The sequence below is a fragment of the Pantoea eucrina genome (genome assembly GCF_020079945.1).
Classification (GTDB): Bacteria; Pseudomonadota; Gammaproteobacteria; order Enterobacterales; family Enterobacteriaceae; genus Pantoea; species Pantoea eucrina.
The window spans coordinates 445,787-460,479 of record NZ_CP083448.1 but is presented as its reverse complement, the minus strand read 5'-3'; the positions used below and the strand labels follow the sequence as shown (position 1 = coordinate 460,479).

The window sequence follows — 14,693 nt, the reverse complement described above, 5'->3', positions numbered from 1 at the left end:
ATTAGTTCATAAAACAGTATCAGTTTTGAACCACTGCTTCATAGCGTGCTAGCAAGCAACTTAATCGGTCGGCAGCATCATTAAAGGGGCGCTCCCGGTAAAGCCTATCAACTGCTTTATCAAGTGTCTGATGTGCTATTAATAACTCAGGAGGCATCTTATCAGGATCATAAAGTTGAGCTAGGGTATAGCCTGGAAATTCTTCACGAGTCAGAATAACCTCTTCGGCTAGTTTTTCAATTTCTTTACTTTGGGCATCAGTGACCTCAGGCCAGGGGAAAGGATTATAAACAATTGAAGCCGAATATCGATAATCGCTTTTTAAACGACCAGCGACTAATCTCATCCAATCGTTGTGTAAAAGTGAAGATAAAACACCAAATTCGTATAAACTCCCATTTGGAATAATTAAATTAAGGTTAGTAGATATTGTATCTGTATTGAATAGACCTAGAGGAACATATGTTCGACGTTCAGAACTTACACTAGGCACCAGTATGTAACTATTCGGGTTATTTGTTTCTCTGAATAAGTGCGATTTATTAGCGAGTTTTTGCGTCCCAGGATCAGGACTCTTTCTACGCATATCAGCAACCAATTGAACCCTTTTATATACATGTGGCATGGAATGTAGCTCATCCAACGATATTCCATCCAACCATAGACACCATCTCTCTTTGCCATTTAAAAACTCAGTTGCACCAATGACCTTCTTAATCCATGGTAATGCACGAGGTTCTACCTTTAGAAGCTCTTTATGTTCCTCTGGTGTTAATAGAAGATGACCTCCATCTGTAGGCTGATTCCCTTTTATCATTGACTTAACATTATGACATATTGGCGCATGAGAAGAATTTACAACTATATTCCCACCTTTAGTTAAATATGGACTTATGTTGTCAACTTGCTCGCAATGCCAAGTCTCATTGACTCTTTGAAATAACTTACTTTTCTTTGCTCGAGAAGACAAACCTATAATTATTACATGAACTGCTGCTTTATCACGCGCATTATTTGCCCAAGCAAAAGTTGGATAAGCTAAGTGTATATGCAGACCAAGAGCAAAAACTGACGGCCAGAGAATTGAAACTTGATCTCCCTGACACAGTGAGTTTGTTGCCACTAATGCCAGTTCAGCTCGAGAATTTTGAATATATCTAGCCCCCTTCCAGAACCAACATGCTACAAAATCAAGAGAGCCTAGTGATTTAAAATTACTAAAAACTTCCTGCATATCTTCTCGTTGCTCTTTAGAACGGCCTAGAGTACCAAGAAAGGGGGGATTACCAATTACATATACTTCGTCCTCAATTCCTTTTGGACAAATAAGATTCCAATCAACTTGCAAACTGTTACCACTATAGATATTACCACTATCACGCAAGGGTAATGCAGGTAGAGCAAAGCCAAACGCTTGTTCCCACTGGCTATTTAATTGATGTTCGGCCAGCCAGAGGGATAACCTTGCTATTTCGCAAGCGAAGTCGTCAATTTCAATACCATAAAACTGTGAAAGATGTAGCCCACTCATCGAAAAACCTTGTGGTTCCAGCTCTTTCAGGGCATCAATGACTTTCATCTCTAATTTTCGTAGTTCTTTGTAAGATACGATTAGAAAGTTTCCGGACCCGCAGGCAGGATCAAATATCTTTATTTCAGAAAGACGAACTAGTAGAGCCTTTAAACCTTTCGGGCTACGCAATTGTTTGTTCAGCTCAGTTTCCAAAGGCTCCAGGAAAAGCGGCTTTATCACCTTTATTATGTTGCTGTACGAGGTATAGTGCTGCCCCAAACGACTACGTTGCTCGACGTCTATCACCGCCTGGAACATACTTCCGAAAATATCAGGGTTTATTTCACTCCAGTCCATTGTGCCACATTCAAGCAGCATCTTACGGCCTTTCTTGCCTAGTTCTGGAATAGGCTCATCAGAGGAAAAAAGCCCTCCATTTACATAAGGAAAGGCCGCTAAATGAGTAGGTATCTTTTGTCGTTGCTGGCTTGCTGGAGCCGCGTTAAGGACGGTGAATAATTGATATAGGAAGGCATCGAGATCGCTACCATCTTCCTCGGTGTAACTCTTAATCGCAGAGGTGAACTGAGCTGGTTCAAATATACCTGTATCTTCGGCGAACAGACAGAATAGCAAACGTGTCAGGAAGACGTTAAGAGCATGAATATCTTCTGGTTTACTGAGATCATTGTGGACACGAATGAGATCAAACAGCTTGCCCATCTTCTCTGCAGCTTTAACATCTGCGGGGTTCTCACTACTTATAATTGCCTTTTCTAAACCAGCTAAAGGTAAGAAAAAGCCATAGTTGCTATAAAGTTCATCTAGTTCAATATCGAGTCTCTCTTTACTACATGTATCCCACGCTATAAATCTTACATAATCAGTAATTAGTACAAAACGTATCTTATTTTTCGCTATGAGTGGATCAACGATACGTAACTCAAAAGCCTCATCAAGGTCTTCTTTGTCATTAACACTTTGAAAATAGAATTTATTTTTCAAACCAACATGACCAGTTTCCTTGGCAACATTACGACTACTGCCTTGTCGAACCTGTGTGATCGTTGCTTTAGGGAAGTCAAAGGCTGCCATAAAACTATAAATGAACTCATCCCGATCTAGTTCGCGGGTAAGTTGCTCGAGTTGTTCAAATATTTTTGCCTGATTGACGGCCATCAGTAATCCTTTAGGGTATGTCAGCTTTTTAGTAACAATTGTAATAGGTTAAAAAATCCAGAAGGTCTAAACCTTGATAATGCTCAACCTTGTAAGGCTGCATATTAACCTCAGCGACATCAACCCTCAGCAATGAACAGGCTCCATCGTGCAGATATAATTTGTCCACTGAGGTCAAATAAATTCTTTTCATGCTTATTTAAATTTCAAGCCTGACTGAACGGGTTGGCATAATACCCGATTGATAAGGTCATCTGTAGATGTGCTTTCGTACCTGTCTGACAAAACATGGCGTAGTTTCATCAATCGAGCATTAGCTGTTCCAACCAAAGAACCAAACGTAGTGGCGCGAACTCTCCCATACGGAGTGCGTTCTCCATCACCAACAACTTTCTCACGGGCAACACCAGCCGCTACCTTTTGCCCAACGACCCAAGCGTTAATAAATGGCGTTCCTGTTATCAAACCTGATGCTGCAATGTCCTGTACATATCCATCAGCTTGATTCACCTCTTTTCTTGTGAGCTCAAATCCGCCTTTCTTCAGTTCAATCACCAAAACCTGTTGCATTTGAACTAGAGACACATCTACTGGATCAAATGACTCGATGCCAGTCATTTGCCACGTTGTTTTTTGTGGCAAAACAACAATATCAGGACGATTGCGCTCGTTTATAAATTGAGCACTAGGGCTTTTGAAGAGCTCGCGTGCTACGGATTGTAATGTCATATTCGAGCAATACTCTTGCGATTCGAATTCAGGACCAAACAACCAACGAGAACGCAAAATCAACGGATGTAGGGTGTGTAACTCATCCGTTTCAGGATCATCTGCCAAACGCTGAATTGTTTCTACCACGCTGAGTCGACTGTCAATTTCATCAAGGACCCGCAAGGCATCCTTGACTGTCCATTCAGCCAGTAACCGATCTAAACCCTCTATATCGTCGTGCTGCAAAGTAGCAAGCTTTTCCAGTAATGCGGCTCCACTCTTGGTCTTTTCAAGATGAATAAGCGCCTTAACTGCTGTGGCAAGAAATTCAGGGGAGACAGTTGGATGTTCTTGGGCAACCGCTGTAGTGAATTCAGCTACTCCCAAGCGGGCCCCCTGACCCAAGGTTGCTAACTCTGAGCGGTTTTGCATCAGAGCGTCTTCTGATGTAACTTCAATAAATTCTACAGCAAGCCTCTGTGCAATCTCACGAATGTGCTCAGCTGTAGCCTGATATAATTCATTTACGGCATCAGTGGCACGAAAAGCGGTCCAGTCTCGTTCAACATCAGATTCAAAACCTTCTGTGTCAACGATCACCTTGTAACGTCGGGCAAAGCGAGTGCGTCCATCGAAATTAGCTATCTGTCCAACCGCCCATGACGGGGTTCCAACTAATCTATGTTGTACCCAAAATGCGATTCCTTGGTGCAAAGAAGAATGATTCAGACGAGTTGAGTCGATGACAACAACTTTGGCATAATGTCCAGCACTGAGGTACAGGGTTTCTTCACTTATTCGCCCATCAATCTCAGTAAAGGGACGTAACTTGCCATTAACACGCACCTCGAATTCAGGATCGTGGATGAATCGGGCGGATAATACAGTGAGTATTTCATCGGCATCTGGCAGTTTACGTGTTACCTGTACCTGCAATCGTGTACCGGAACCTATATGCTTCTCCTCAGTCTCACTACGACACACGAAAGGACTAGAACCAGCTCCGGTACCAACAACGAAGGTTGCCAAAATGCCATCGCGCCAGGTTTTCACTTCGTATTCGTCAGCAAAACAAAGCAAGCCATGGCGACCAATGCCATTGCGACCGTAAGCCTTTCGCGGGCGGGCAGTTCGTCCGGTAGGGAACTCTACATTGAAACCTTGATACTTCTCGCGGGTGTAGCGCAAAGTCATCCAGCGCTTTTTAAATTGCTCCGGGGTCATACCATGACCATCGTCTGTCACAGTCAATACTCCACCTATTTCGGTAGGTAGAACCAAGTCTACTCGTGACGCTCCGGCATCCCAGGCGTTAGCAACTAACTCTGTTAAAGCGACCTGTGGAACATGTGCTACCTGCCCAAGTTCCCGTAGCAGGTAATCGTCCTCAAAAAGCGAGTTCTGTAGTGGTTGCTCAGACATGGGCGGCCTCACATAAACGATTCGGTGACCAAATTAATTCAACTAATCCCGCAATCAGTTTCCGACGTACCTGTTGTTCCGCTTTATCGAATACCTCAGCGAATTTGAAAGACAACTCATATTGGGTAGTAAACTGCTGAAACTGTGGCTGATGTTCGTAAACACTGGAGTCCAAACTTGCGGCAAAGAAGTTCTGTTTGGCATAGTGCACCCGCTTCAGGGGAAACGGTTTGTCCTGCAGGCTCCGGTTAACATCTGCTGGTAGGAGTAAAAGTGACGCAACATGATTGCGCCAATCTTGAAATTCCTGCTCAGTACTGAACTGATCTTTCACGATTTCGTAATCATCAGCCCAGATATGTTCGATGTCGAATGGGTTCTTAAGAGTACGGTCCACCAATCGATCAAATGTCTCAGTACGCCCTGCACCGATCTCAGTTGCTTCTGTCAGTCGTGCTAGCAAATGGTAGATATAACGGCGACTGAATTGATTGAGCCCTAAACCATCAATACCCGTTCGTCCTTTTACTGTGTAGCCGGAGAACGTAACATCATCATCTGCCAGTTTCTTCTGGAGGATAGCTACCAACTCTGGTAGCGGTTTACGCCTGATATCCCGGCACAATAACCACATAGCGTAAGACACACTAGAGTATCCAACCCGGACATAATTCACTACTCGACGCATCAACCAGATGTCCAAATAAGTAGCTGTGACCGCCAGTTTCCGGTCCACAGTCTCGTCATCGTCAGTTTCTATCAACGATGCCAGGAGCACCGTATTCTGCCAAGTAAAATCATTGTGAGCGTTATAGTAGACCGCTCGTAGCTTCGGAGTGTAATGCTTGCTGCTGTTTAGGATACGCCGGTACGCTTTGGCAAAAAATGGAAAGCTTACAGCCATCATGTTCTGATTTTCCTGAGCTTTACCCAAACCCAGGCGAGAGTTGTTTTCTCGCACCCAGCGGTGAAAGACTGAACCGATCAACTCCCAATCTTTATCAACCGATCCCGCCTTACGTTCACGGATACTTTCTGCGTACTGTGCCCGTAACCACGCCTTAATACAGTTGGCATCTCGCTCCGGTTCGTGCTCCCCTCCCCAGGAGATCAATTCCAGGACTTGCTGTTTCCAGATTTGATTGGCCTGTAGCCGCGCATCCTGTTCTTCAATCGGAGCCAATAAATATGCCTTCAACATATCTACCGGACTAAGCGGCTTACCCCGATCATTCATCGTTTCAAAAATGGCGTAAGCATAACTGTCGTTATCAGTGGCAATCTCTATCAAACCTACCCGTGTCAACAACCAGTAGATGAAATGCGGCAATGCATTTCCTATCTCTGCCATCAAGTCGTTTGCTTCAATATCACTATAACGGGCGTACATGGTTTGTATGGATTCATCCTTACCATCCGGATTGAACGCTTCCCCCTTGAATAGGGCATTGATAACAGGAAGTCGCTCAGAGATGTCGAGGTTGAACTTGGGGTTACCGAGGTTGTCGCTGAAAATAAGTGGGGCTAAGGTTTGGGCTACCGGCAGCCTCTGTTCCTCGGCAGATCGGTACAGGCAAATCAGCAACAATGTCAAAGAGGTAACTCGCTGCTGGCCATCGATCAAGTAATTTTTGTTATTGCGTTTGCTGACAATGATTGAGCCAAGAAAATACTCCCCATAGTTACTAATAGCGCTGGTTTCATCACCCTGCTTGTAGTAGTTAAAGAATTTTCCCTGAAGATCAGACAGCAGCTCGTCAATGTTCTCCTTCTCCCACTTGTACTCACGCTGATACTCATCGATAGAAAAGGATTGGCTTTGCAGCAACTGCTGTACGTTACGGTAGTGGGGGGTGATTGTGCTCATATCAGACGAAACCGTACTAATGATTAATAGTTGTATTATGCCCTGCTCGCGGAGCAGTGTCTTTGACCCTTGTTCAAAATCAGTGCGTTGCAAAATCTGCAGTGGCACAGCGGAGTCAATAAATTGCAAACACCAAAATTAGCAAAAAAATAAGGCATGCCTGAGGCGCGCCTTATAGAAATCCTTTTAATCAGCCCTTATTCAACTTAGCAGTATCAAACGGACTAACCGCCTTCTCCCGATTGGCATCCAGATTAGATTAGCCCCTTAGATCACCAGACACTTCGCCTCTCTTAAAATAAGAGGTAGTCTTGGAACTATGTTTAATACCAGTCAGAATAATAAGATGGTTGAAGTGTTATCAGGACCTGAGCGGCGTCGGCGTCGTACTCCGCAGGAAAAAATTGCCATTATTCAGCAGACTATGGAACCGGGCATGACCGTGTCTCACGTCGCGCGACTGCACGGTATCAATGCTAATCAGATCTTCAAGTGGCGCAGGCAGTATGAAGACGGTTCACTGACCGCCGTGACCTCAGGCGGAGAAGTCGTTCCCGCTTCCGAACTTGCTGCTGCCAATAAGCAAATCCGCGAACTTCAGCGCCTTCTGGGCAAAAAAACGATGGAAGCTGAAATACTCAAAGAGGCCGTGGAGTTCGGCCGGACAAAAAAATGGATTGCGCATGCGCCCTTGTTGCCAGAGGACGACGAATAAGCGACGTCAGCCGCAGTATTGGAGTGTCGCGTGCGCAACTGAGTCTCAGGGTCCGCCGTTCGCCTGACTGGCAGGATCGCAGGCTGCATGCCAGTTTTGACGATACTGCGGTGTTATCCCGTATACATACTATGGTCGCCGAACTGCCCACATATGGTTATCGCCGGGTGTGGGCGCTGTTGCGGCGACAGTCAGAGCGTGACGCGCTTCCTGTTGTTAACGCAAAACGCGTGTACCGGATTATGCGTACTCATCACCTTCTGCTGGAGCGCAAACCTGCTGCTCCTCAGCGTAAGCGTGCACATAAAGGGCGCGTATCGGTCACTGAGAGCAACCGGCGCTGGTGTTCAGATGGCTTCGAGTTCCGTTGCGACAATGGTGAAAAGCTGCGGGTAACCTTCGCACAGGACTGCTGCGATCGGGAGATCATCGACTGGGCAGCGAGCACCGGTGGCTATGACAAAGAAACGGTGCAGGACGTCATGTTAGGCGCGGTAGAAAAACGCTTCGGCCAGCATCTGCCGTCAGAACCGGTGGAATGGCTGACAGATAACGGTTCAGCCTACAGAGCGCATGAAACGCGGGCGTTCGCCCGGATGCTGGGACTTGAGCCCTGCACGACCGCAGTTCGCAGCCCGGAAAGCAATGGCATAGCGGAAAGCTTCGTGAAGACGATAAAGCGGGATTACATCAGTGTAATGCCAAAACCGGACAGCCAGGCAGCGGTGATGAACCTGGCGGTGGCGTTCAGTCATTACAACGAACATCACCCGCACAGCGCGCTGGGATATCGCTCGCCACGGGAATATATACGCAGAAAGTTATCACAACCGTAAGAGAGAAAAGACGTCTGGATATATAGGGTCAAATCCACAGATAATCAGCCCACCACTGCAGCATCAACCTTCGCTCCCCAAGATGTTCCGCCTTATGAATATATGCCGCACGCACAGAGTTACGCTCCTGATGACTCATCTGCCGCTCCCCTGCATCCCTCAACCACAGCCCTGATTCAATCAGCGAGCTACAAGCCATCGTCCTGAAACCATGACCACATACTTCTACCGTCGTGTCATACCCCATTACGCGCAGCGCCTTATTCACCGTGTTCTCACTCATTGGCTTGCGCGGATTGTGGTCACCAATAAAAATAAGTTCATGGTCTCCACTGAATTTCCGTATTTGCTTCAAGATACCCAATGCCTGACGAGAAAGCGGCACCAGGTGAGGCGTACGCATCTTAGAACCACGGTGAGAATGTTTTACACCTTCGATCGGTTCACGCTCAGAGGGAATGGTCCACATTGAGGTTTCAAAATCGATCTCCGACCAGCGGGCAAAGCGCAATTCGCTGGAACGGATAAAAATTAATAGCGTCAACTTTACCACCAGGCGCGTTAACGGTCGGCCGGTATAGCTATCGATACGCTGGAGCAGCTCAGGTGTACGTTTTAACTCCAGCGCCGGACGGTGTTGCCGATTGCCAGATGCGACTGCCCCAGCCATTTCCTGCGCCGAGTTGTAATCAATTAATCCGCTCTGCACTGCGTAACGCATTATCGCAGTAGTACGTTGTTGAAGCCGGGATGCAACTTCAAGACGCCCCGACTGTTCGACAACCTTGACAGGTTCTAACAGGTCACGAGTTTTTAGTTCAGCAATGTTGTATTTGCCGATAGCCGGAAAGAGGTTATCTTCCAGACTTTTCAGTACGCGACGGCTATGCTCTTCCGACCATTTTTTATTCGTGGCATGCCAGTCTCTGGCAACCACTTCAAACGTTATTGCCTCTTGCTCCTGCTCTACCTTAACGGCTTTCTTATTCTCACTGGGATCGACACCATTAGCTAACAGCTTACGGGCTTCATCCCTGCGCGCCCTGGCATCCGCCAGCGAAACCTCATGGTATTTCCCCAGCGCAGCATCTTCTCCTTACCGCCAAATCGATAACGCAGCCGCCAGTATTTGGAACCATTAGGGTGAACAAGCAAAACCATGCCTTCACCGTCAGTCAGTTTATAGGCTTTTGCTTCAGGCTTAGCCGAACGAACCTTCACATCACTCAGAGCCATGATGAGTATCCTTTCAAGGGTTCTGTGTGGGTACAAACATTATCGAACCGGGATATACCCGCAGATGTACTCGCATCAGTAAGTTGATGTAGATTGAATCAGGTTGACTTAGGTTGAGTGAAAAAGCGAGGAAAGCCTTGCGGATACTGGATTTCAGGCACAAAAAAAGACGTCCGTTGACGTCTATTGATGTTCCGATGGTGCCGAAGGCCGGACTCGAACCGGCACGTATTTCTACAAACTATTTGAAGTCTTCTGCGTAGATAACTCGCAGATTTCAAAGATTAATTTAGTTTGAAGAGTAACGGCATATCCCAAATGCACATGAAAATGCCTGTACAAATTAACACGGGGATTTTATGCAGATCAAGAAAGATTCTTACCTTGTGACCGATCTATCCGGCGTCTGGGTAGTCAGGATCGCTATACCTCCTTACATGAAGCATTTCTTCGATGGAAAGAGCTACTTCATTCGTTCAACTGGTACGGGAGATATCAGGAAAGCGAGAGCGTTTAGAGACAGCGTGGCTACAGAGTTTAACGTGCTACGTGAACAGCTCAGGCCTAAAGAATCAGGTTCACGTGTCGAGCAGATTTTGACTGAACTTCGCCAGATTGGTGTGATTGCTAACAATGCCCCTCCAACAATACCTCAAATCCCATCACAGGTAACGAGTTGCCCTTCTCTCCTGAAGATGCGCGATCAATACCTTCTCCAGTTCAGCGAGAAGCGGAAGCTGACTACCCTGTCTAAAACAAATAAAGCTGTAGAGGTCTTCTTATTCCATCTTGGTAAAAGTGATATTCAGCTCAGTGAGATAAACCGTACATCTGTCACATGCTGGCTTGATAAGCTAAAACAAGAGAAGGCACTACAGACGATACAGAACTACATCAGCTCCCTTGCTCAAATCTGGGATCTGGCCCGTAATCGTTATCACGATGCACCACAGGATAACCCTTGGCGTGGTCATGGACTGGAAGCGAAAAGCAGTAAGGTTAGCTATGAGGTTTTTGCACATACTGAGATAGCGAAGGTATTCGCTGCAATGAATGGTGACGCAGAGATGCAAGCTGTAACGCTGATAGGTATGTACAGCGGTATGCGTCTCAATGAAATCTGTTCCCTGAAAACGAACAACATTAAAACTGTCGAAGGTGTATTGTGTTTTGAAATTATGGAAGGTAAGACGAAATCAGCGAGACGATTAGTTCCTGTTCATAGCGCTCTTAAGACACTCGTTGAATCATTGCTTCAGACACATTCTAACGGCTTCTTATTCTACAGGGCATCCATTATTGAGCGTGCAGATGGTAAGCGATCTACGTGGCATACACAGCGTTTTACGAGGGCTAAACGAAGCGTTTTAGGAGAACAAGGAAGCGAGAAGAAGGTGTTTCACAGCTTGCGTCATGAATTTGCTCAACAGCTTGACCGAGCGCAAGTACCGGAGGATAGGATAGCCCTGCTTATGGGGCATGAACGAGGCAAAACAGAGAGTTTCAAAACTTATAGTAAATCAGGTTCTCCAGTCGAATTAGCAAGTTATGTAGAAAATATCACTTACCCATTGTTAGAAGCAGAAGAATGAAAAGATTACTGATAATGATTTTTCTGCCAATAATTTTGTGTAATGCTGTTGAGGCTGCATAGCTCAAAGTGAAATTTCGGGATGATAACAACTATTTGATTTTTGTGTATAATAGTTACGGTCACAAAGTGTACGTTAATAAAGGATTTTCTGGTCATTGCAGTTTCAGCGTATCAAATGGCAAGTTTTAAGTTGTTCAGAAAATATACAAGTGTAATTCGTATCATTCAATGGAGATGAACATGACACGTTATAAACTTTACTCTGAAAGGCAAAAAGCTCTTAGAACAGATGTTTCTGATGTGTATCAGTATACTGAATTTCCCGATAAATTAAGATATCAAATACTCACAATTCTTGACGATATTTTAGAGGGCGGAGGCAGGTTAGATTACAGCTCAACAAAATCAGATTTTTACTTTCCTTTGTATAAAACTCTTTGTCGCGAATACGGCGAGCAACCTGTTATTCGGCTTGAATTAATGGCCAAGAGGTATTTGGAAGATATAATTGAAAATGAAAAGGATTCCGAAAAATTTTTGGATGTCATAGATCTTATGTTATCCAAAATAAACTCAGATATTCGAAAAAATAGTAAAGCGTATGGCTATACACCTACCCAAATAGATGAATATATTGAAGAATTAAATCACCGATTTATGCAGGCAGGGGTAGGCTTTCAGTTTGAAAATGGCGAAATCATCAAATTTGAATCGCAGTTGATGCATACGGAAGCCACCAAACCAATACTCCAAATTTTAGGTAGCAATCCAAATTATAAAGGCGTAAATGATGAGTTTTTATCAGCTCATGAACATTATAGAAATCGAAGGTATAAAGAGTGCCTTAACGATTGCCTAAAATCTTTTGAGAGCCTAATGAAAGCAATTCATACTAAACATGAATGGCCTTTTGAAAAAAGTGCAGCAGCGACCAAGTTGATTGAGGGGTGTTACGAAAACAAACTAATCCCAGAGTACATGAAAAATGGCTTCACAGGGTTGAGAACACTTCTTAGTAGTAGTATTCCCACTATTAGGAATAAAGAAAGCGGACACGGTCAAGGACATGAAGTAAAAATAATACCTGAGCATTTGGCAAGTTATTCAATACATATGACGGCATCTACTTTGCTATTTCTTGCAAAGTGTGAAGAGCAGTTATGATAAAAGAGTCCCCAATAGCTATCTATCACAGCCAGCGGGGATCTTATTATCAACATGATGTAGCAACCATTTCTGCTCATGAAGTAAGAGCGTAAATCTTCAGGACTGAAAAGATGCTGATGCGGCCTGCTTGTCACATCCTCCAGTAAATCTACTTTCGCCATTCCCTGAAGACGCAGTGTTACTCATGAGCAAACCTACCGGGCAGGGCAAGGGTGATATCACTTCCTCATAAGTGAAGATGGACTGAACCCTGCATTCTGACCAGCACCCTGCCATCCACCAGCAAGCCCCTGAGCAGACATCATCTGGGTCTCGTACTGCTGCTGTACAGTGTCGAGCGCAACACGTTGGATAGTCCCATCTGGAAGCGCAACATTCATTTGCCCATTTGAAACGATCTCGATTTTCAGCGGTGCAAACTGGACGGGTGCCTGTGGGAGAAATGCTGCACGGTTCTGAAGAAGATCAGGTGACAGTAATGGGAAACCGTTACTTGGTACAGGTGCAGACTTGATCCGGTCATACATGCTATCAATCCACGTCCAACCTTTGTCTACCCAAGAGTCCTTGATCGCGTTGCCGCCGTGTGTTGTTTCCGTACCAGTTGCCCCACCCCATCCAAATTTCTCATGGGCGAATTTCTGGAACTCTGGAATCCATTTGTCAAAAATCAGGTTACCAATTTCAACGCCAATGTATGCAGCCGCAGCGATACCAAACGCTTTGCCAGCCGCACCGCCAATCACACCAGATGAAGCAGTAGTAGAAGCAGTAGAAGAAGCAGTACGCCCTATACCGAGCATACGCCCCCCAAGTTTCAGACCACCGAGAGCCAGCGCAGCCGTAGCGGTCACAATGAGCCAGTCAAAGAAGGTGTTGAACTGGTCTTTTACAATGTCGAGAGCTTTCTGTGTAGACGGTGACAGTGTGCTGTAGAACTTGTCCCACTTTTCTTCGAACAGTGTCAGATAACCGTCCACGTTCATTCCGACATTATCGAGTGTCTTGGTGATATCGTTAAGACGATCAAGGAACCAGCCAATTGCCTGACCGCCACGCTCAAACAGCCCACCAGAGTTATTAAATGTGCTGGCGAGTGAATCGAACAACGTGGTTAGGTGGGACTGGTAGCCTCTGAATGTTTTATCCATCGCATAACGTTCAGCGTTGAACATACGTCCTCTGGCTGCAAGGATATTGTCACGCGCTCGTTTTTCTTCCTCTGGTGTCGGAACCATTGCATCCATCAGAAGCTTGGCAACGTCACGTCCTGACAGTTTTTTGAGTTCTTCACGTACTTTTGAAGAATCTACACCGAGTTGCTGAGCCACTTTATTCACTAACGCTGGAGATCGCTGGATAACCTGGTTCCAATCCTGCATGTTTAGTTTCGGGCTTGCAGCGATCTGTTGTAGCGCTCGGTTCAAACCAAACTGGTCATCTGCTGACATACCGGAGTTATGCGCAAATACCGATTCGTTAGCGTAGAACTGTGCCAGACGTTCATCTGACAGGAAGGATTTAGGCATAGTGGCACGCAACGACGCAAGCTGCTGTCTGACAGTCACAGTATCCAGACCATAGTGTTCAGAGATATCGCCAGCATCCAGAGTCGCTTTCATAGCACCCTGTTCCGAACCATATGAACTGAGCATCATATTATGCGCTTGCTGACGTTTAGCGCCTTCTTCCAGAGATTCTTGAAGGAACTGCATACCTTTATGTAATGCCATAAAAGCTCCCACAAGCGGTAACGCTGCGCCAGACAGGCCACCTAATGCAGAACCAAGACTGTTTGATTCCATCGCTGCAAGACGTGCTGAGGCTCGTTGCATAGAGGCTGCACGGATCTGTTGAGATACCTCAAAATTTAGTCTGCGCAGATTCGAGTAGAACGATCTCAAGTCTCCACTCGCAACGTGCTGCATCTGGAGCATTTGCAGTCTTGAGTTGTAGCGTTGCGCTGCTACTGGGTCACGTAGTTGGAGATTACCGTACAGGGCAGATGTTCGGGCACGTTCAGCGAGAGATTCGATTCGTTGGCGTGGTGTTAAGCGAGACTGACCAGATCGGGGCAGAGGGGGATTAGCTGCGCCTCTGATACGATATGCGTCACGGATTGCTCTACCTACTTCCCTCGCTGCTGCCTGCCCTTCCCTTTGATAGCGGGTGAAAAGTCCAGTGTCAGCGCCTCTGATACGAAACGAGTCACTAAGAGATTTGTTAATGTTACGCCCCGCCTGAGCAGCGCGCTTTTCAATAGCCCTGAAGGTAGGCTCCATGAGCTTTGCGCGGTTTTTAGAGAAGACTTGGTCGAGATTCTTTTCAATACGTTTTGCTACAGGCAGGATTTGCTTTTCGAGGCGTTGTAATCCTCTTAGCACAGTTTCCTGTAGGGACATTTCAATTACGAAACTGTCGACTGTGATTTGGTTAGCCATTGGTTATGCCTT

The 14,693-nt window shown here is 45.7% G+C and carries 7 protein-coding genes and 1 pseudogene; 3 read left to right on the top strand and 5 right to left on the bottom strand.

The window, feature by feature from the left end:
- Positions 1–19: 19 nt before the first annotated feature.
- The 3 genes from LAC65_RS02090 to LAC65_RS02080 all read right to left on the bottom strand — a co-directional run bounded on the left by LAC65_RS02090 (position 20) and on the right by LAC65_RS02080 (position 6,728).
- Entirely contained in the window at positions 20–2,692 is a 2,673-nt protein-coding gene (locus LAC65_RS02090; RefSeq protein ID WP_224144818.1) for a DNA methyltransferase, read from the bottom strand.
- Between the two features lie 195 nt (positions 2,693–2,887).
- Positions 2,888–4,825, bottom strand: a complete 1,938-nt coding sequence (locus LAC65_RS02085; protein ID WP_224144817.1) for an ATP-binding protein — start codon at positions 4,823–4,825, stop codon at positions 2,888–2,890.
- Positions 4,818–6,728: a DUF262 domain-containing protein gene (locus LAC65_RS02080; protein WP_039385695.1), complete on the bottom strand. Its 1,911-nt coding sequence runs from the start codon at positions 6,726–6,728 to the stop codon at positions 4,818–4,820. Before LAC65_RS02080 ends, LAC65_RS02085 begins: the two co-directional genes overlap by 8 nt.
- A gap of 310 nt (positions 6,729–7,038) precedes the next feature.
- Here LAC65_RS02080 and LAC65_RS02075 point away from each other — a divergent pair.
- Positions 7,039–8,243, top strand: a protein-coding gene (locus LAC65_RS02075) for an IS3 family transposase (RefSeq protein WP_144380260.1) whose coding sequence is annotated in 2 segments (ribosomal slippage) — positions 7,039–7,357 and positions 7,357–8,243 — 1,206 coding nt in all. Because the reading frame shifts where the segments join, the coding sequence is not laid out codon by codon here.
- A 28-nt stretch (positions 8,244–8,271) separates the two neighbouring features.
- On the opposite strand, the pseudogene LAC65_RS02070 reads toward LAC65_RS02075, so the two are convergent.
- A pseudogene (locus tag LAC65_RS02070) lies at positions 8,272–9,479 on the bottom strand (tyrosine-type recombinase/integrase).
- 359 nt (positions 9,480–9,838) lie between these two features.
- Between LAC65_RS02070 and LAC65_RS02065 the strand changes: the two are divergent.
- Together LAC65_RS02065 and LAC65_RS02060 are read left to right on the top strand one after the other, a co-directional pair.
- Positions 9,839–11,071 carry a site-specific integrase gene (locus tag LAC65_RS02065; RefSeq protein ID WP_224144816.1) on the top strand — a complete coding sequence of 411 codons (1,233 nt, stop codon included), beginning with the start codon at positions 9,839–9,841 and terminating at the stop codon, positions 11,069–11,071.
- A gap of 242 nt (positions 11,072–11,313) precedes the next feature.
- The gene (locus LAC65_RS02060) at positions 11,314–12,237 is read left to right on the top strand and encodes an STM4504/CBY_0614 family protein (protein ID WP_224144815.1); all 924 of its coding nucleotides are present in this window, start codon (positions 11,314–11,316) and stop codon (positions 12,235–12,237) included.
- Between the two features lie 221 nt (positions 12,238–12,458).
- Here the strand turns inward: LAC65_RS02060 and LAC65_RS02055 are convergent, their stop codons facing one another.
- Positions 12,459–14,681 carry a tape measure protein gene (locus LAC65_RS02055; protein ID WP_224144814.1) on the bottom strand — a complete coding sequence of 741 codons (2,223 nt, stop codon included), beginning with the start codon at positions 14,679–14,681 and terminating at the stop codon, positions 12,459–12,461.
- Positions 14,682–14,693: the final 12 nt, after the last annotated feature.

Bases quoted from the DNA above. Each gene is read 5' to 3' on its own strand.
- LAC65_RS02090 (WP_224144818.1), bottom strand. From the start codon at position 2,692: ATGGCCGTCAATCAGGCAAAAATATTTGAACAACTCGAGCAACTTACC.
- LAC65_RS02085 (WP_224144817.1), bottom strand. From the start codon at position 4,825: ATGTCTGAGCAACCACTACAGAACTCGCTTTTTGAGGACGATTACCTG.
- LAC65_RS02065 (WP_224144816.1), top strand. From the start codon at position 9,839: ATGCAGATCAAGAAAGATTCTTACCTTGTGACCGATCTATCCGGCGTC.
- LAC65_RS02060 (WP_224144815.1), top strand. From the start codon at position 11,314: ATGACACGTTATAAACTTTACTCTGAAAGGCAAAAAGCTCTTAGAACA.
- LAC65_RS02055 (WP_224144814.1), bottom strand. From the start codon at position 14,681: ATGGCTAACCAAATCACAGTCGACAGTTTCGTAATTGAAATGTCCCTA.